Annotated in this window: 14 protein-coding genes; 5 read left to right on the top strand and 9 right to left on the bottom strand. The window is 56.4% G+C overall.

The genetic code is table 11. From position 1 onward, the window contains the following. Position 1: 1 nt before the first annotated feature. Positions 2 to 943 (bottom strand): ABC transporter permease, encoded by a 942-nt coding sequence (locus tag PKO02S_RS04425; protein WP_127579881.1) that lies wholly within the window; start codon positions 941 to 943, stop codon positions 2 to 4. A 367-nt stretch (positions 944 to 1310) separates the two neighbouring features. Here PKO02S_RS04425 and PKO02S_RS04420 point away from each other — a divergent pair, with 367 nt between their 5' ends. Further along, entirely contained in the window at positions 1311 to 3644 is a 2334-nt protein-coding gene (locus PKO02S_RS04420) for a helix-turn-helix domain-containing protein (RefSeq protein ID WP_164821289.1), read from the top strand. Positions 3645 to 4067: 423 nt separating this feature from the next. Here the strand turns inward: PKO02S_RS04420 and rbsK are convergent, their stop codons facing one another. The 4 genes from rbsK to PKO02S_RS04400 form a co-directional block, all read right to left on the bottom strand. Next, a complete protein-coding gene (gene rbsK, locus PKO02S_RS04415) occupies positions 4068 to 4988 on the bottom strand; it encodes a ribokinase (protein WP_127579879.1) in 921 nt (306 codons plus the stop codon). A 183-nt stretch (positions 4989 to 5171) separates the two neighbouring features. Beyond that, positions 5172 to 7148 carry a YjhG/YagF family D-xylonate dehydratase gene (locus PKO02S_RS04410; protein WP_127579908.1) on the bottom strand — a complete coding sequence of 659 codons (1977 nt, stop codon included), beginning with the start codon at positions 7146 to 7148 and terminating at the stop codon, positions 5172 to 5174. Between the two features lie 89 nt (positions 7149 to 7237). After that, on the bottom strand, positions 7238 to 8143 hold the full coding sequence (locus PKO02S_RS04405; protein ID WP_127579878.1) for a fumarylacetoacetate hydrolase family protein: 906 nt from the start codon (positions 8141 to 8143) through the stop codon (positions 7238 to 7240). A 76-nt stretch (positions 8144 to 8219) separates the two neighbouring features. Further along, complete coding sequence (locus tag PKO02S_RS04400; protein ID WP_127579877.1) at positions 8220 to 9632, bottom strand: extracellular solute-binding protein; 1413 nt, start codon at positions 9630 to 9632, stop codon at positions 8220 to 8222. A gap of 463 nt (positions 9633 to 10095) precedes the next feature. Between PKO02S_RS04400 and PKO02S_RS04395 the strand changes: the two genes are divergently transcribed. The 3 genes from PKO02S_RS04395 (at position 10096) to PKO02S_RS33090 (ending at position 11980) form a co-directional block, all read left to right on the top strand. Next, positions 10096 to 10641 carry a TVP38/TMEM64 family protein gene (locus PKO02S_RS04395; protein WP_127579876.1) on the top strand — a complete coding sequence of 182 codons (546 nt, stop codon included), beginning with the start codon at positions 10096 to 10098 and terminating at the stop codon, positions 10639 to 10641. A 122-nt stretch (positions 10642 to 10763) separates the two neighbouring features. Then, a complete protein-coding gene (locus tag PKO02S_RS04390) occupies positions 10764 to 11804 on the top strand; it encodes an HD-GYP domain-containing protein (protein WP_164821288.1) in 1041 nt (346 codons plus the stop codon). A gap of 71 nt (positions 11805 to 11875) precedes the next feature. After that, positions 11876 to 11980, top strand: coding sequence for a DUF6254 family protein (locus PKO02S_RS33090; protein WP_246066831.1), 105 nt, complete (start codon positions 11876 to 11878; stop codon positions 11978 to 11980). A 147-nt stretch (positions 11981 to 12127) separates the two neighbouring features. Here PKO02S_RS33090 and PKO02S_RS04385 read toward each other — a convergent pair whose 3' ends face one another. Then, positions 12128 to 12943: an AraC family transcriptional regulator gene (locus tag PKO02S_RS04385; RefSeq protein ID WP_164821287.1), complete on the bottom strand. Its 816-nt coding sequence runs from the start codon at positions 12941 to 12943 to the stop codon at positions 12128 to 12130. 150 nt (positions 12944 to 13093) lie between these two features. Here PKO02S_RS04385 and PKO02S_RS04380 point away from each other — a divergent pair, with 150 nt between their 5' ends. Then, a complete protein-coding gene (locus PKO02S_RS04380) occupies positions 13094 to 15358 on the top strand; it encodes an FAD-dependent oxidoreductase (protein ID WP_127579873.1) in 2265 nt (754 codons plus the stop codon). 57 nt (positions 15359 to 15415) lie between these two features. On the opposite strand, the gene PKO02S_RS04375 is transcribed toward PKO02S_RS04380, so the two are convergent. Genes PKO02S_RS04375 through PKO02S_RS04365 form a run of 3 tightly spaced genes read right to left on the bottom strand, consistent with a single transcriptional unit; the run spans position 15416 to position 18751 of the window. Beyond that, positions 15416 to 16663 carry an MFS transporter gene (locus PKO02S_RS04375; protein WP_127579872.1) on the bottom strand — a complete coding sequence of 416 codons (1248 nt, stop codon included), beginning with the start codon at positions 16661 to 16663 and terminating at the stop codon, positions 15416 to 15418. A 17-nt stretch (positions 16664 to 16680) separates the two neighbouring features. Further along, positions 16681 to 17700: an alpha/beta hydrolase family protein gene (locus PKO02S_RS04370; RefSeq protein WP_127579871.1), complete on the bottom strand. Its 1020-nt coding sequence runs from the start codon at positions 17698 to 17700 to the stop codon at positions 16681 to 16683. A 19-nt stretch (positions 17701 to 17719) separates the two neighbouring features. After that, the gene (locus PKO02S_RS04365; protein WP_127579870.1) at positions 17720 to 18751 is read right to left on the bottom strand and encodes a Gfo/Idh/MocA family protein; all 1032 of its coding nucleotides are present in this window, start codon (positions 18749 to 18751) and stop codon (positions 17720 to 17722) included. Positions 18752 to 18900: the final 149 nt, after the last annotated feature.

Genomic DNA, 18900 nt, shown 5'->3' with positions numbered 1-18900 from the left:
TCTACCACAAGCTCGTCTCGCTCGTACGGCGGCTGATCCAGTTCGCTCCGACGATGAAGATCAAATTGATGACGCTCGTGAACAGATCGATAGCGGTCGCGTAGCTATAGTTGCCTTTGCTGATCCCCGTCCGGTACACGTAGGTGCTCAGAATGTCTGCGGTTCCATAAATCGCCGGATTCAGCATGAGGAACACTTTCTCGAACCCGATCTCCAGCACGCTGCCTACATTCAGGATGAACACGATGATGATCGCCGCGCGAATGCCCGGCAACGTTACATGAAGCATCTGCTTCCAGCGGTTCGCTCCATCGATTGTGGCCGCCTCATACAACTGGGGATCGATCGCCGTGAGCGCGGCAAGATAAATGATCGTCTCCCATCCGACATGCTGCCAAATTTCCGAGAGGACATAGATGCTCCGGAACATTTCTTCCTGGGCCATGAAGTTGACGGTTTCCATCCCGAGCCACTCCAGCACCCGGTTGACGATGCCGCTCGAAGGCGAGAGGAACAGCACCAGCATGCTGACGACGACGACGTTGGATATAAAATGAGGCAAGTAGCTGACGGTCTGAACGAACCGCTTGAACGCCATCCGCCTCACTTCATTCAGCAGCAGGGCGAGGATGATCGGTGCCGGAAACCCAAACACGAGCCGATAAAACCCAAGCAGAAACGTATTGCGGAGCAGCTTGAAAAAATCGGGGCTGTCAAAAAACATCTTGTAATATTTGAGCCCGACCCAATCGCTTTCCCATACACCTCGGAACAAATTGTAATCCTTGAACGAGACGACGACCCCGAACATGGGCACGTACCTAAACATCACGTAATACACGAGCGTAGGTAAAAACAGAAGAAGTAAATATTTGCTTTTGTGCAAGCGGCGGCCGAATGTCATTTTATCCGCCCCTGCTTGCAGTCGACCGCTACTTTCCATGAGTCGAGCTCCTCCGAATCCTGATTGTCACTGACCGGGACGGACCACTCCCCGATCGCTTGCTGTTCGCTTTGGATAGACCTGCCCTCTTGTTCGATCTCCTCCTATTCGCTATCGGATGGATAACTCCGGTGCTGAAATGGACTGGTTGGTGTGGCTGCATCCCGGGACTGAGGCCATCGTAGCAGAAGAGGCGGTCGGGTCGATATAATGCGATTTTGAGAACCTTGACTTGAGATGGAATGCGGCGAAAAAAAGGTCCAGAGTCAAATGAAAGTCAAGAATCGCAAAAAACAATCGTTTGTTGCTGCGGATGGCAGATGGTATACTGACAGAATTAAAACGCTTCCAAGAAAGCGGGGTCCGGATGCATTTGGTCAGGAAATGGGTAGGAACGCTGAAGCGGAAGACGGCCAGGACCGGCAATACGTCGCTCTTTTTAGCCTTGTGCCTTAGCTTCGCGGGTATCATCGTGCTGCTCATGACATTCAATTATTTGACTTACACCTTTTTTCGCCAGAACATTCGAGAAGAGATTATCAAGAGCAACAGCTTGAATTTGAGCAAAACCGTAACGAACTATGAGAATCATATCGTGCAGTTGAAAAGCTATCTGATGAGCTACTTGTTCCGTCCGGACACTCAGGCGATAGCCGACAATCGCAATCGTCGGATCGATTATGAAAGGGTCCGCAAAGTGCAGGTGGAGCTTCAAAGCACGATCAGCAGCTCGCTATTGTTCATCGACAATTTGATCTACTATCTCCGGGGATCGCAGCTGCTGCTGGACAAAGACGGCTCTCGCGACCCGGATACGATGTTTTCCAAGCTGTATGTAGGGGACGGCTATTCCGCCGATTTTTGGGACCGGGAGATTACCAAGCTGCAGAGCTTTCATCTGTATCCTGCCGTGACATTTAAGGAGATTACCGCTTTCGGTCAAAACAAGCTTGGCGTTATGATCCCCGTGCTGGTTAAGAAAGAAAACGACGACCAATTCGGCTTGATCGCCATGTTGAGCGGGACGTCGATGTATGCTTTTCTCCATCAGCCGATTGAGGACGGCTCCTTCTATATGTTCGATCGGGACGGACGGACGGTGTTCGCTTCATTAAATGCCTCTACTGCCGGTGAGCCAATGTTCGAAGGAGTGACGGGGCACGGGCATCTCGAACGAGGCGATGTGTTGTATTTGTACCAGCAGGGCGAATCCGGCTTCCTCTATGTCGATAAAATTCCGCTTCGCAACATCTCGCAGCAAATCCGTAGGCTGAACGTCATCTTCGTCGTCATCGTGCTGATGTCGCTAGTACTGAGCTTGCTGCTGGCGCTGCTGCTCGCGAGAAGGTTCCACAATCCGTTGTCGGGCCTCGTTCAGGCGATCGGCCAGCTCGGTCAGACGCCGTCACTGCGGCCGAGTCGCATCAAGGAGTTCAACCTGCTCTCCGACAAGCTGAATGACTTGTTCCGGACTCAGCACGATATTCACCGCGACCTGGACGCCAAAAATTCCTTGCTGCAGCATTACGCATATATTAGTAGATTGAAGATGATCTCCACGAACATCGCGGACATCAAAACGGCGATCGACGCCGATAAGCCCTATAGGCTCATTTTGCTGCACTTGGTGCTAAAAGAGCAATCGCAGGCGGAGATGGCGATTGAGCCTCATCGCGCCTATGCGCTGATCAAGGAAATGGTGCAGCATCATTTCTCGAATCGATGCCCGGATTCTCTGACATTCCAGACCGAGCAGGATCATATCTTGACGATTTTGTTCGAGCGGGAGCGAAGTGAAGCATCTCTGAACGAACGAAGTGAGTCCACATGGTCCGAGCTAAACGAGGAGCTGGAGCCGCTTGTGGAGTTGCTGCGTCCGGAGACGCCGTATTTCAACTTTACGATCGGTACCAGTCCGACGCTTCGGCATTCCGAGCAGTTCGCCGAGGCATACGAGGAGGTACAGGAGCTGGTCCGGCAGCGCACATTGGGCGAGCAGATCCAGCTGTTCACGGAGCGTGTCTCGCTGCAGCTGCCATTAGTCCCGACGCTTGCGCAGGAGCAGAAGCTGGCGACGAATCTTCATGTCGGCAACGACGTCATCGTCATCCCGCTCGTGCATCGGCTGATCCAGCAGCTTGGCGAAGCCGGTGCGCCAGCTCATGCGATCCAGGCGCTTAGCCGGCAAATCGTGGAGAAGGCGATTAAGGTGATTTACGCGCAAAGTTTGGTCGTTCCTGGTTATGAGAATAGCCGGCAGCTGTATGAGGAATTGAAGAAGTGTTATACGCTTGAGCAGTATGAGGCATTTTTCCAGACCTTTTTGTCTGCATTCGCTCTGGCAGTCAGGGATAAGAAGGCGGCGGCGGAAACCGACTACATGATCACGTTCGTCAAGGATTACGTCGAGTCCAACTATGGCAGCGATATTTCGCTCGATTTGTTGTCGCAGAAGCTGAATATTACGAGTTCTTACTTGTCTACGTACTTTAAGGAGAAGACCGGCACCAACCTGAGCGAGTACACGCATACGCTGCGCATGAACAAGGCGAGCGAGATGCTGCAGAACACCGACTTGAAAATCCAGGATATCGCCTCGCTGGTGGGTTATTTCACGGTCGCTCCCTTCAACCGGGCATTCAAGCGGCACACGGGGGTCACGCCGGGCGAGTTCCGCCGGCAGCACCAGGCGCCTGCATGATGTAAGTTTGTTGGTGTGTGGCGTTCAGGTTGTGCAGGGCAGGAAAAGGGGTTGCGAGCGGCTGCTGTAATCGTGGCCCTTGATTGAATTGACCTCCTATCCGGTACCCACCTGCTGCACCCTACTCCAGTTGCCGCTGACCGCAGATAGGTCAGCGCCTACGTACGAAAAATTGGTTCATTGGTTGTGATCTTAAGTTCACAACATCCACCAATTTGCCGCCCGCCCATCAGCCAAAGAAAAAAAGCCTCCTTCGCGAAAGCAGCCGAGTAATCGGCTGCCCGCAAAGGAAGCTAACTTGCATATTAGGGCTTCGTCCAGTTCTCGATCAATCTCCGTGCCGAACCCCGATCACTTTCGCCAGCCAGCCGGCACACACTTTCTCCACGTACGCTTGCCCGTTTGCCATCTGTCGTTCCATCTTTATCGTGTTCTAAAGTTGTTCACCAACCGGTCCACTTCCGCCCGCTCCGGGATCGAGGACTGTGCTCCACTTCGCGTGACGGCAATTGCCGCTGCAGCCGACGCCCACTTGAGCGCGTCTCGGACCGGCATCCCTTCGCCGATACAAGCCGCATAGTAACCGATCATCGTATCCCCGGCCGAAGTCGTATCGACCGCTTGCACCTGAAAGGCGGGCTGCTCAATCGATACGCCTGCATGGTTGCAATATAAACAGCCACGCTCGCCCAAGGTGACGATGACCTCACGCACGCCTTTCTCAATCAGCTCTAACGAGGCTGCCCTCGCTTCTTCGTGACTCCGCACCGGACGGCCGACTATAGTTTCAGCCTCCGTCTCGTTCAGAACGAGCGTATTGATCAGAGGCAGTACCTCAGCCGGAATCGTCAGAGCGGGAGCCGGGTTGAAAATCACATCAATACCCTTCTCACGCGCAAGCTCCATCACATGAACGTTTGTTTCCCAGCGAATCTCATTTTGCAGCAGAATGATCCTGGCCTTGTCGAAGGCTCCCGCAACCACATCTGTAGGCGCCAGCATTCCGTTCGCGCCTTCGGTCAGCACGATCACATTTTCCCCGTCGTCGCTCACCATAATATAAGCCATCCCCGTCGGACCGGACTTGAAGGCAACTAATCCCGTCTCCACGCCCTGCTCCTGCAAAGACCGAATTTCACCTTCGCCGAATGCATCGGTCCCCACAGCACCGACCATAGCCACCTTGCCTCCGGCCCGTGCAGCGGCCACCGCTTGATTCGCGCCTTTGCCGCCATGATAATACTCGGTCGACCGACACTTCAACGTCTCACCCGGCACGGGAAACCGCTCGACGCAGCTGACCATATCGACATTGATGCTGCCGACCACTACGATATCGCTCATCGCTTTCCTTCTCCTCCTCTCAGATCAGAACGTCATGCCCTTCGGCTCCTCCAATTCGTTCGCCACGAACAATCAAAAGCTTGTAATTAAGATTGGATATATTTGGAAGTAAGCACACGTGGGCAGGTGAACAGAAAGTCCCTGAGAACTGTGTCCCAGGGACTTGCTTGAGCGCGCGCTCGGTCAGAGGCCGAGCGCGCGTCTGCCGGCGTCGAGCACCTGCAGGATGCGCTCGACGTCGTACACGCTGCCGCGCCACGTGCCGCCGCTGACGGCTTGCAGCGCCGCCCAGAGGCGCGTGTCGTCCGGCAGCGCCGGATCCGGCGCGAGCCCCGGGTGCGGCGTGCGCCCGGCGAGCACGGCGGCGCCCTCCTCCGGCGCAAGGGCGCCCTCGCGCCCGGCTTCGCCGATGAAGTCGAGCGTGCCGGTCAGCCGCCGGCAATCGATCTCGATGCGGACGAGATCGCCGTCCCGCAGCTTGCCCACCGGCCCGCCGGCGAGCGCCTCCGGGCCGATATGGCCGATGCAGGCGCCGGTCGAGACGCCGGAAAACCGCGCATCGGTAAGCAGCGCGACATGTTTGCCGTACGACACATGCTTGAGCGCCGATGTCAGTTGGTACGTCTCCTCCATGCCCGTGCCGGCTGGTCCTCGGCCGATTAGCGCCATGATGTCGCCCGGCTGAACAGTGCCGGTCTTAATCGCCGCGATCGCCGCCCGCTCGGTCGTGAACACCTTAACCGGCCCGGTGTGACGGTACACGCCGTCCGGATCAACGACCGACGGATCGATCGCGGTCGACTTGACGACAGCGCCTTCCGGCGCCAAATTGCCGGTCGGGAACGTCACGGTCGACGTGAGTCCCCGCTTAGCCGCATGCTCCGGACTCAAGATGACCGTATCCGGGTCAATGCCGTCCAGCGCAAGCAACTGCTCCCGCATTCGCTGCCGACGCGTCGAGCGCTCCCACCAATCGAGCGTCTCCTTCCACGTTCGCCCGGTTGCGGTAATCGCGGATTCGTCCAGAATGCCGCCTAACCGGCGCAAATGAAGCATCACTTCCGGCACGCCTCCAGCCAGAAACACCCGAACCGTCGGGTGATGCACCGGGCCGTTCGGCAGCACGCTGACGAGCCGCGGCACCCGGCGGTTGACCGAGCTCCAATCCTCTACCGTCGGTACCCTCACCCCAGCTGCATGTGCGATCGCCGGGATGTGCAGCAACAGGTTCGTCGAGCCGCCGAACGCCGCATGCACCGCCATCGCATTGGCGATCGCCGCTTCCGTGACGATGTCGCTCGCGCGGATGCCTCGGCGCTCCAACACCATGGCAGCCCGCGCCGACTGACGCGCCAGCTCGAGCCACACCGGCTGCCCGGACGGCGCCAGCGCCGCATGCGGCACGGTGAGCCCGAGCGCCTCGGCGACGACCTGCGACGTCGCGGCCGTGCCGAGGAACTGACAGCCGCCGCCCGGGCTCGCGCAGGCGCGGCAGCCGAGATCCGCTGCGTCCTCGAGGCTCAGCTCGCCCGCCGCATACCGCGCGCCGATCGTCTGGACCTTGCCGGCGTCTTCGCTGGAAGTCGGCGGCAGCGTCACGCCGCCCGGGACGAGCACCACCGGCAAGTCCCGCATCGAGGCGAGCGCGAGCAGCATGGCGGGCAGTCCTTTGTCGCAGGTGGCGACCCCGATGACGGCGCGACGGGTCGGCAGCGAACGGATGAGCCGGCGCAGCACGATCGCCGCATCGTTGCGATACGGCAACGAATCGAACATGCCGGTCGTGCCCTGCGTGCGGCCGTCGCACGGATCGCTGACGGCTCCGGCGAACGGCACGCCGCCAAACCTGGCGATCTCTTCCGCCGCCGCACGAGTGAGCAGACCGATCTCCCAGTGGCCGGTATGGTAGCCCAGAGCGACGGGCGCTCCGTTCTCATCGCGGATGCCGCCTTGCGTGCTGAGGATGAGAACTTGCTTGCCCATCAGCTTCGAAGGCTGCCAGCCCATCCCTGCATTCTGCGACATGCCGAACAAGTCGCCGCTGGGGCTGTTCGCCAGCAGCTCGGACGTGAGCGGCAGACGCCCCTCTGGTCCCGGCGCATGCGTGCGAATCGAGAAAAGCGCCTCGGAGTCCCCTTCTTCATCGTCCTGCGGACCCATTATCGCATCCCAATCGTCATCGACATTCAATCCGATCTCCCCTTTTACGCCTGTCTACTCCTACCTGCTCCCGACTCCCTGTCTATCTTCTACAACTTCACCGCAGCATCGGCACCAGCTCCTGCAGCCGCCACATTCACCAAAGTCCCCAATCCAGTGATCGAGATCTCGATCCGGTCACCCGCCGCCAGCGTAAATTCATTCGGCGGTACGACACAGGTGCCGGTCAACAAGACCGTCCCCTCGAACAAGTCGTTGTCCCGCTTCAGAAACTCGACCAGCTCCTCCAGCTTGCGTTTGAGCTGCCCGGTGCTGGCGGAGCCGTCAAAACAAAGCTGCCCGTCCCGAAAAATGCGGCAGCCAATATCAAGCGCATAAGGATCAGGCACAAATTCTGCCAGCCGAACGTATGGGCCGATGGAGCAGGAACGGCTCCACATTTTGGCCTGCGGCAAATACAGCGGATTCTCGCCTTCAATATCGCGACAGCTCATGTCATTTCCGATCGTGTACCCGACAATCGTCCCTTCGCTATCCAGTACGAGCCCAAGCTCCGGCTCCGGCACCTGCCAGTCGGAATCGCTCCGCAATCGCACCTCCGTGCCGGTGCCGACCGTCCGCGCCGCCGTCGACTTCAGGAAAAGCTCGGGACGCACGGCATCGTACACCTTGTCATAGAACGTAGACGCATCGAGCTTACCGCCGGTCGCTTCATAATTGCGAGCTTCCCGGCTGCGCTGGTACGTCACGCCAGCCGCCCAAACCTCGGGCGCCTCCACAGGCACGAGAAACGCCAGCCCTTCCTCAACCAGCAGGGCCGGATCGCCGCCAACCAAATAATTGCGAATCCATTCACCCGGAGATTGCCCGCAGCTCCTTGCCTCGTGAAGCAATGCAAATAAATCCCGCTGCGGCAAGCAGTAAACGCCCCCCTCATCTGTCTTGACCGCCAACCTAACCTCTCCCGTATGGTCCCGATAACGGATCACATTCATTTGTAAGCGCCTCCAATTCCATCATAATAGGAAGGCTGGGTTCGTACGCCCATGCACTGCCGTACACAGCTATGCACTACCCCTGCCCATTCAAACCGGCTTCGATTCGTTTGCAAGCGGTCGACTTGTCCTGCAGCTTCGACCAGTACCACTTCGCCTCACGGAAGACGTCCTCCAGCTGCTCCGTCGTCAGGCCGAGATCCGTGAACGGCTTGAAGGTCGGGATAATTTCCCGATACATATGGAAACGAGACGGACGGGTCAAGCTTTCTTGCCCCTCCCAATCCGCAGCCGCCTTCAGCGCGGGCAAACTGTAGGTGTTCCGCCGGATGCTGAGCTGCGACTCGTACGACAGCAAATACTCGGCGAACGTCTTGACCGCTTCCCGATTATCGGTCTTGCGGTTCATGGCCAAGCCGATGACGGCGAGCAGCGTCTTGAACTCGTTCAAATGCGGCACCGGCGCGACATCATAAGTAATAGAAGCATGCTTCAAATCGTTCAAGCCAAAATAAGTGGTTAGAATCATCGACACTTTGCCCTGAAGGAACAGCTCCTCCGCATCGGCGTCGCTCCCCGACAGCAACGCCGGGAACACATGCGGCATCGAGACGATTTTACGGCACAGCTCCAGCCCGTCCAGCAGCCGCGTTCCTGCTATGGAATAATTCCCGCTCGCATCCCGCTGGAACCGGTCTCCGCACTGCAGCAGGAAGATCGGCCAGCGATTGGTCGAGAATAGATGGAAATAAAAGCCGAAACGTTCATTCTCGACAGCCAGTCGCTCCGCCGCATCCAGAAGTGTGTTCCAAGTCCAGCTGCTGTCTGGCTCCAGCAAGCCTGCATCGGCGAAATGGTCTTTGTTGTAGCATAGTATTATCGGCGAAAAAACGAGCGGCTGCGCCAGCAGCTCCCCGGTTGCTGAAGGAGCGAATGTCCGAGATCCCGATCGAAAAGTGCTTGCCAGGAAAGGCTGCATGCCCGGCTGCTCCTGCTGCGGTTCGAACAGGACGCTTTTCCCCTTCTCCGAGAACTCCTGGAAATTATGCTGATTGATCGTCACGAGATCGAGCATGCCGGACTCCATGCAGTCGTTCACGAAGCGGAAATAACGGTCGCGGGGAATTTCGAGCGGCTGGACCCGAATATGCGGATAACGGCGGTGAAAATCGGCAAGCAGTTGAGCCATCCCCAGCTCGCGGATCAGCGTTCCGTGATACCCGAACCGAATGACAACACGGCCGTCGGTGGACGGATTCGCTACACGGCTGCCGATCTTCGGCATTTTCTCGATCAAACCTTCCTGCTGCAACACCTCCAGCCCTTTGCGCACGGTCTTGTTGCTGATGTGGAACTGGCGGGCCAAGTCTTGCTCGGATGGCAAAAACTCGCCGGGAGGACGTTTCCCGGACAAGATGTCTTCCCGCAGCGTTCGCGTCATCTCCTCCAATCGGAGCCGAAACGTCTTGCGGCTGAATTTATCCTCCATGCCCAAACCCTTTCTATTCCCAAAATATACGCTTGTTCTCCTCATCATACACAAGTTGCCGCATCCCAACAAGCGGTCATCGAGATGATGAAAAAGCCCCCCGCGAAAGACCGCGAGGAGCGCATGCGAGAACTGTCTCTCATCACGCCCAACCTTAAATGCATTGTTAAATTGCCCTTTTTTCAACCATCCCCTATCGTTCAATTGGATTGATCCACGGATAAGCATATGAAAGCGCTGCCCACTTTCTAATGTTTATCTAATCCACATTATTATTATACTCTTCTCATTTTAGCATGGTCAATGCAAATATAATTATAAATTGATAATATAATGTCTATTTAATTCAAGTCCAACTACACGAAAATAATAAGCAATACTTTATACTCTTTTAAGATTTATAAGGTATGATATGTACTAGTTGTAAAGACCACGGCGATCGGACAGGAAGGATGACCAGTCTTTGAATACGAAGAAAGTGCTATCTTTCGCAAGCATCCTTATCTTGCTGCTGCTGCTACTCAAAAGCGATACGTTCTCTAACCTTATATCCGGCGACCCGGCCGCGATTCAAGATTTGTCCAAAGGCAATTTTTGGCTCATATTGTCGATCACCTTACTGCTGATGGCGGTACAAAATTTAATTACGCTCATTCCGGTCGTGCTTCTGATCTCGGTCAATGTTTCGATTTTCGGCTTTGTGCAAGGTTATTTTTGGAGCTGTGCGACAAGCGTCATCGGCGCGACTATCACCTTTTTCATCTCGCGGTACTGGTTTCAGACGTTGCTTCACCGGTATGTGTCCCCACGGTTGCTGGCGCGGATCGACGCACGGGGGTTTTGGGTTGTTTTTATCGGTCGCCTGATCCCCGTGATCCCTTCGAGTATCGTCAATATTACGGCAGGTATGAGCTCCGTCAAGTTCAAAAATTTTCTTTACGCAACGCTGCTCGGCAATATGATTTATTTCCTGGTCGTCTCTTTGATCTCCGATCAGCTGTTTTCCTGATGCTTTAGAACTATTTTAGCTGCAACAGGTAGCTGACTTCATCGAAATCCATTATAATTTGTCGTATATTGGAAATGAAAGCGCATTCGTGGCGTTGGACGATGCTTCTAGGAGGAACTGGAATGATTTGCGCTCAATACGACGAGTTGGTGGGCAAGCAGCTGCTTCACGACATCCTCGACACCCGAGGTGTTTTGCTGATTCCGATCGAGACGATTTTGACGGATGCTCATATCGAGAAGCTGCAGCAGTTCCGCATCGACGTGATGGATATTCATGTCGAGGAGCTGGACTGGCCGGCGGATCAAGCCCCGTCGAGGGAATCCGAGGAACGCAAATGGGTGCATCATACGGAGTCGAAGTTGAAGGAAATCGAGACTTTTATTGAAAAGAACGGCAAGGTGCCTACCGAGGAAATCGAGCGCACGATTTTGCCTGTGATTTTGAATGTCAGCGGGCAGAGCAATATTTACAAGCTGTTCACGCAATTGAAAGCCGGAGCCGATTACCGGTACAACCACAGCATCGGGGTAGCTATTATGGCGACAACAATCGGCCGGTGGATGAAGCTGGACGAGCCGGAGCTGCATCTGCTCACGACCGCCGCCAGCCTGTGCGACATCGGGATGATCAAGCTGCCCAGCGGCCTCCTGCAAAAAACGACCGGCCTGATGCCCCATGAGTATGAAATAATGAAGCAGCATACCGTCATGGGCCATCAGTTGCTGCTGGACTCCGGCGTCGATTCCCGTGTAGCGCTCATTGCTCTGCAGCATCACGAGCGCGAGGACGGCAGCGGGTACCCGAACCGGCTGACCGGCAGCCAGCTCGACCCGCTCAGCAGGATCGTAGGCCTGGCCGATATGTATATGGCGATGACAACCGAACGTCCGCATCGAGCGGCGATGCCTTTCTACCAAGTGGTTACGCAGCTGTTCGACGAAATTACGCTGGGACGTCTGGAGTCGAACCTCGGCCTGACATTTTTGAGCCGCTTGATGTCCGCTCAAATTGGAAGCGATATCATTTTGTCGGACGGGCGCCGGGGCCGCATCGTACTGAATAATACGAACTATCCGAATCGTCCTTTCATAAAGGTCGGGAACGAGTTTATCGATTTGAGCAAAACCGGCGCCGTCCGGATCAAGGAAATTGTCGGCTGACGCGCATACGAAGCGGCGGCGCAAGCCATCCTAACTCGTGCGTCAACTTCATAACGAGAGGGGCCATGCCTGTGTCCACGTCCAAACGCCGTAGAGAGAACGCGTTCAAGATGCGCAAGCAAACGCAGCATCCTCATGGGAAGATCAAGTCTCTTAAGGAGCTCTCCGACTTGTAAGACGAGCACCTCGTATGATTGCTGATGTCGTAGAAGAAGCCGGGAAACATTCGTTTCCCGGCTTCCGTGCGTTCACGTTCGGGTTTGAGTTCGGGCTCAGATTTTGGTTCTGGTTCGGGTCTTGGTGCTGGCCGTGGTTCTGGTCCGCTAGACCTGGAACATCTTACGATAAGCTGAAGGCGGCATCCCCTTATAGCGGCTGAAAATACGGCTCAAATAGAAGCCGCTCTCATAGCCGATCCGCTCGGCGATCGCCTCCAGCGGCAGTGCCGTCTCTTCGAGCAGCCGGCTGGTGCGGACGATGCGCAAGCCCGTCACGAACTCCGACGGCGTGACCCGGTAAGCAGCTCGGAATCGACGAGTGAGCTGCACGGCGGTCAGCCCGAGCTTGTCCGACAGCTCGCGCATGAGGAACGGCTCGTAAGCATGCTCCAGCAGCCACGAACGCGCCGCCTGCATCGCCGCTTCCGGTTCGTCTTCCCGGTTGGGCTCGGGATCGTTCGCATGATGGCCGATTAAGCCGCGCTCATATTCGAGCTGCCGCCAAATGTCGCCCAGCCAATGGCGGAAACGGCCGAACAGCGGCTCCTCCAGCACTAGCCCTTCTCCCATCAACCCGCGCAAATAGCGGTACGTAGAGGCAAGCCGCTCCAGATCCTGGATCGACAGTTTGCCGACCCGGCCGGCCACCTCCTCTCTCCCTGGCTCCTCCTCCCACATGAAAATCATGTAGTGAAACGTTAATGGAGAAATGGTCCAGCGGTTGAACGGCGTTTCCGGTGGACAGACGACCACGTCGCCGAACCCGGCTTCGCCTTCCTGCTCGCCGATGCGATACCGGAACGAGCCGCTTTCGACCGCGCACATCGTCCAAAATCGGCTTGTATCCTGCTCCAGCAAAAACTGCTCCTTTTCCACCCAGTACATGTATCCCATCGGATACACCAACCAGTTCCGGCTCATCGACTTGTCCCACTCTCTCATTTGTCGTGAAATAAAAGATATGCTCTATCGTAACTCGGTGTATGTTTCTTGGCAACCGTTCGATTTAAGATGAAATCAAGGATAAGCAATATCATTCACACATAGCGTGTCGAGGAGTGTGGGATTCAGATGAGACAAGAAGTCGTTCAATCGGATATTACCGTCGTAGGCGGCGGGCTGGCAGGCGTATGCGCGGCGATTGCCGCTGCCCGTCTCGGCCAAACGGTAGCGTTGATCAACAACCGCCCTGTACTCGGCGGCAACTCCAGCAGCGAGGTTCGCGTCTGGGTATGCGGGGCGACTGGCCACGGCACGCATCGATATGCGCGTGAAACCGGCATCATGGGAGAGCTGTTTGTGGAAAATCAATACCGCAACATCGACGGCAATCCGTACATTTGGGATTTGGTCGTTCTCGAGGCGGTGCGTGCGGAGCCGAACATTCGGGTATTCCTGAACACCGACGTACACGAGGTTGAGGCTGACGGGGACGAGCACGATCGGACGATTCGTTCCGTCACTGGATGGATGATGGCGTCGGAGCGGCGCATCCGGTTCGAAAGCCAGATTTTCTTGGATTGTACGGGAGATGGGCTGGTCGGCTTTCTAGCAGGGGCGAAATACAAAATCGGACGCGAAGCTCGCGAGGAGTACAACGAGGATTGGGCGCCGCTCGTCTCCGACGACATTACGCTAGGCAGCACCTTGCTGTTCTACACGAAGGATGCCGGCCGGCCGGTCAAGTACATTCCTCCCAGCTTCGCGAAGGATATTACGAAGACGACCATTCCACAGCGGCGTGTCATCCGCAGCGGGGACAACGGCTGCGCCTATTGGTGGATCGAATGGGGCGGCGAGCTTGACACCGTCCACGACAACGAACGTATTCGAGACGAGCTATGGTCGGTTATTTACGGCATCTGGGACTATATCAAAAATTCCGGTCAGTTCGACGCAGACAACATGACGTTAGAGTGGGTCGGCTCGATTCCCGGCAAACGGGAGTATCGGCGTTTCGTCGGCGATTATGTGCTGAACCAGAACGACATCTTGCAGCAAGCGCCGTTCGAGGACCGCGTAGCCTTCGGCGGATGGTCGATCGACCTGCATCCGCCGCAAGGCGTCTACTCGACGGAAGCCGGGTCCAAACACCTGCATCCCGACGGCAACTATCATATCCCGTACCGCTCGTTATACTCGGTCAACGTGAGGAACATGCTCATGGCCGGTCGGGACATCAGCGCCACCCATGTGGCGTTCGGCACGACCCGCGTCATGGCCACATGCGCCGTCATCGGCGAGGCGGCCGGGTCGGCGGCGGCGCTCTGCGCGGCCAAAGGCGTTACGCCGCGCGAGCTGTACGCGCAGCATCTGAGCGAGTTGCAGCAGACGATGCTGCGGCAGGACGCTTCCATTATCGGGCTGCGCAACGAGGACCCGGCCGATCTGGCGCGCCGGGCGACGGTGACCGCCTCCAGCGTACTGGAACAGCTCGCCGTGGAGCCTTCCTCGCCGACAGGCGACTCTACAGCCGTTGCGCTGGAAAGCGATATCGGCTTGCTCTTGCCGGTCGAGCCGGAGCTTAATGGCCTGGAGCTTCTGCTTGACGGCGGTTCCGCTGCGGAACTGACCGTTGAGCTATGGGATACCGGTTTGGCCGAAAACTATGTCCCGCACAAATTGATCGCCTCCTCTACCGTTACGCTTGCTGCAGGCGAACGGCAATGGGTCGCTTTCGACCTGAGCTGGAAGCCGGAAACCGCCTGCAATGCATTCGTCATCGTGAAAGCGAATGAGTCGGTATCCCTGCACGTCCAAGAGATCGCTCGTACCGGCGTACTCGCTTTCTTGAAGGGCGAGAAGCCGATCGTCTCGTCGCAGCTCGAGGAGAAACAGCCGGACCAGCCTGTCGTGCAATGGAGCACGCGCCGTTTCATCCGACAAACGCCTTGTTTCCGTTTGCAGTCGCCTACTGCGGCGCTCTCGCCGAGCAAAGCGGTGGACGGCTATTTGCGGCCCTACGCCGGACCTCATCTGTGGTCGTCCGCCGCGATGGCTCCGGGCCGTCCCGAATGGCTGCAGCTCTCCTGGGCGCAGCCGGTTGAGATCCGTACGATTCAACTCGTATTCAACGACGACGTCCAGCTGGACTTGATCAATCTGCACCACCATCGGACACCGAACGATATTCGACCGGAGCTGGCTAAGGATTACCGCATCGAAGCGTTCGAAGGCGGCAATTGGAAGACCGTTGCGGAGCTGGGCGACAACCGCAAGCGGAAGCAAGTGCATACGCTCTCTTCGTCGGTCATGACCGATCAGTTGCGAATAGCCATCGATTCCACGAACGGCAGCGAATATGCCGAGATCATTGAGATCCGGGCGTACGCTTGAAAACGAAGAAAGACTCTGGGGGTCCTATTCGGAAGCCCTCAGAGTCTTTTTTGCTCGTTACGCGCCTTCCGCCCTCAGCAGTGGTTGGACGACGGCCTTATAAAGCAGGAACCCGACAAACAAGGATGCAGCGGTGATCAGGAACGGCAGCGTATAGTCGTTGCCCGCCATAATGTAACCGGCCAAGTACGAAGCCAGTGCGTTGCCTAAGCTGCGTGAAACGGTCCGCATCCCTGCATACAGGTTGCGGTCCTCTTCTTCGACGGCGGACATCGCCTCGCTGTCCAGCAAATTGGCCAGCATGTTGAAGAGTCCGCCGCGAAGCAGCAGCAGCGCAGAGAACAGCAACGCCGGCATGGCGAGCGCAAGCACCGCGACGAATACGAGATTGCTGAGGAACAGAGCTACAATCGTCCGGCGGCTTCCCCATTTGTCCAGACAATAAGGGGTCAACATGGAGCCTACGAACAGAAACACGCCTGCCAGCGTCAGCAGCAAAGAAATGCTCCCGTCGTCCCATAAGAAGCGGAACTTCAAGATTACGTTCAAAAACGGATTAAGCATGCCGGTCGCGAAGCCCGCGATAAAGATGAACACCGACAACAGCAACAAGGAGGTCATCCTGCCTCGTTTCTTGCTGAGGGGCTCACCTGGGATTGATTTTTCCGTAGCGGTATTCTTTATCCTCGCTTCCGCTATGGACGCCTCGCCCGACGCAGGCAGCAACCAACCGCGAAGTGCGGTCCCTGCAGCAAAACATATCGCAGCCGCAATGAAAGCATACTGATACACCGTCGTATTTCCCGGCAGCCAGATCGGCAAATAGCCTCCAAGCAAAGTACCGACACCTACGAACAAGGTGAAAACGGCGAACAGCAGCGAATACGCGACCGGCTCCTCTTCCCTCGAACGGCAGTACTCGAACAGCAGCTGGATTTCCGAATTGACTATGGCGGTAATCCCAAGCGACCAAATCAATTGCGCCACCGTCAGAGCAGTGATCGAAGTACCGAATGCAAATACTATCATGGATGCAAAAGACAGTCCCATGCCGAACACAAGCGTGTTTTTACGGCCGATCCGCTGCACGACCCATCCCGCCGGCAAGCTCAAGATACCGACGGTCAGCGCTCCGAGCGAAGCGATGCGTCCGACCACTTCTTGGGAATAGCCCAGGTCCAGCATATGCAAATTAAGAATCAAGCTGAAAATGCCGGTGCCGGTGCCGAATACGGCTTCCGTGCCGATAAACCGCTGCACCGCCGGCGACAAATTTCCAAACAGACGTCGTGTGTACTGAATCATGATGCATTCCCCAATCCTTAGATCGTCTCCTTTTTCAGCCAGCGATCCAAGAAATCATAAGCCACCGAGCGCACCCACCCCGGGAAGCGATGCCCGCCATCGCCTAGAATGGAGACGAATCGCTCCTCTGCGCCGAGAAAACGGTACAGCCCGCTCAGCTCGATCATCGCCATTCCGATTTGTTGCCAGTTCGGAAAGAAACGATCCTCCTGCGCGCTCCAGTTAAGAAACGGAACCGGGGCGAGCAGCGCCGCGATCTCGTGAAATTCGAACGGCGGCAGCTGTCCGCGGTCTACCATACGGCTAATTTCCGGAATGTGGCTGAACCAATCCCGCAGTCCCCAATGATGCGGCTCCGGATCGCCGGCGAACATGCCGAAGCCGCCGCTGCACACGACGGCTCGGATGCGATCATCCATCGCAGCGAGGAAGTAGGCGTTGTATCCGCCCAAGGAATGGCCGATCGCCCCGATCCGGCTGGGATCTACGAAGGGGAACGAGCATAGAACATCGATGCCTTGGCTGTGATCGACGATCATTTTGGCTACGGCGCTCCACTCGGGATTTTCTTGATAGAAAGGCTCCGTCCGGTATGGAGTTTGGCCGTCCTTCAGGCGCTCCCCCGCCGTAATCGTATCCGGCGCCAGCACGACATACCCTCTCGACACAAGCTCCAGCCCATATTGATGGTCGAACTTCCCTTGAACGGTGGCAACTTCCGCTTTGCCAATCGAAGAGGTCGGATGGGCGGCGACGATGGCCGGCAAGATTTGGTTTTGGGCTCTATTGTTCGGCACCAGGAGATAGGCGGTCACGACATCGCCGAACACGGTGTCATACGTCAGATGTACGCGGGTATGGTTCAATTCTACCGTTTCGTCCAGGATCTTCACTAGCGATGGGACCTTCTCCGGAATGCCCCCGATTGTATCAAGCCACTTGCGACGAATCTCCGATCGTTTCGTTTCCCAGTCCGCTATTGATGCAACACCGTCGAGCAGCTTGGATACTTGCATGGACAGAAACGCTTCCTTCATTTCCACCGTTGTCCTCCTCTTATTGCTCTTTTCTGCACTCAGCGGTAACCCGCATTACTTCCCGCGTTTGTTCGATCGGAATGAACGGCGGCTCGTTCAAAGCATAGTGCTCGTAACATTTCTCATAAAAAGGAATCGGTTTGAAGTCCGCTAGACGTACAACCTCTTGCCGCCACGGGATCTCATCGAAATTCCTATATTCTCGTCCCGGCGCCGCCAGCCCGTCATGAACCGCCAGCTCCTTCAGCTCCTCCGGCAAATAATACTTGAGCTTGAACACCTGCTGGTCGTCCACCCCCTCTATGATCGCCGTTCCCCGCTCTCCCAATATGACCCATTCCGGCAAATGCGCGGCGATCGCCATGTTGATGTCGATGTCGAGCACAACCCCGCTTTCCGTTTCCAACACCGCCTTGACCACATCGTCGGCATCTCCGAGGCTCGCAATTTTTCGTAAATGAGCGTCTATGCGCTTGACATTCGGGCCAGCAAGGCTGATCAGCTCGTCGATCGCGTGTGCGCCGTAATTGTTCAGCATCCCGCCGCCGAATTTGGTGAAGGCCTGCCAGTCATTTCGGCGCGTATATCTAGAAATCGATTTCTTAAGCATGTAAATCGGGCCGAGCAGACCGCCGTCGATAATGCTTTTGGCGGCTTGGTAGGCGGCGGTTGTGCGATGCGGCTGATACACCATCAGCTTGCGGCCGTGATTATGCATCGCTTCGATCATCCGGTCCGCTTCCGGAAGCGTCGCCGCCATCGGCTTTTCCAAGAGCACATCCGCTCCGTATTGGAAAGCCATAATCGTCTGCTCCGTATGGAACATCGTCGGCGAAGCGATGACCACCAGGTCAAGGCGCTCCTTCTTCAGCATCGCTTCATAATCGGCATACGCTTGGACGCCATACTCCGCCTTGGCCTCTGCCAACCTCTCATTGGAAGGATCCGCGACCGCGGCCAGCTCAAACCCTTCCTCTTTCGCTATTTCCGGCAGGTGGAACCTCCACCCGATTCTCCCTAGTCCCACAACGCCAGTTCTCAACTTTCGCATGCTGCACACTCCGTTTGCTAGATTTGATCTCCTCTCTCAGTATAAATAATTTTGGCGATTACGGACTTGTTTTTTTCATAAGTCGCAGCTGCATGTGAATCTGTTGCAGGCGACGACGCAAAATAGCGTTATGGGTGCAGCACTATTTG

Source organism: Paenibacillus koleovorans NBRC 103111 (assembly GCF_004000845.1).
Taxonomy (GTDB): domain Bacteria; phylum Bacillota; class Bacilli; order Paenibacillales; family NBRC-103111; genus Paenibacillus_AA; species Paenibacillus_AA koleovorans.
Note: the sequence above shows the minus strand (reverse complement) of the source record. Positions and strands in the feature narration are given on the sequence as shown.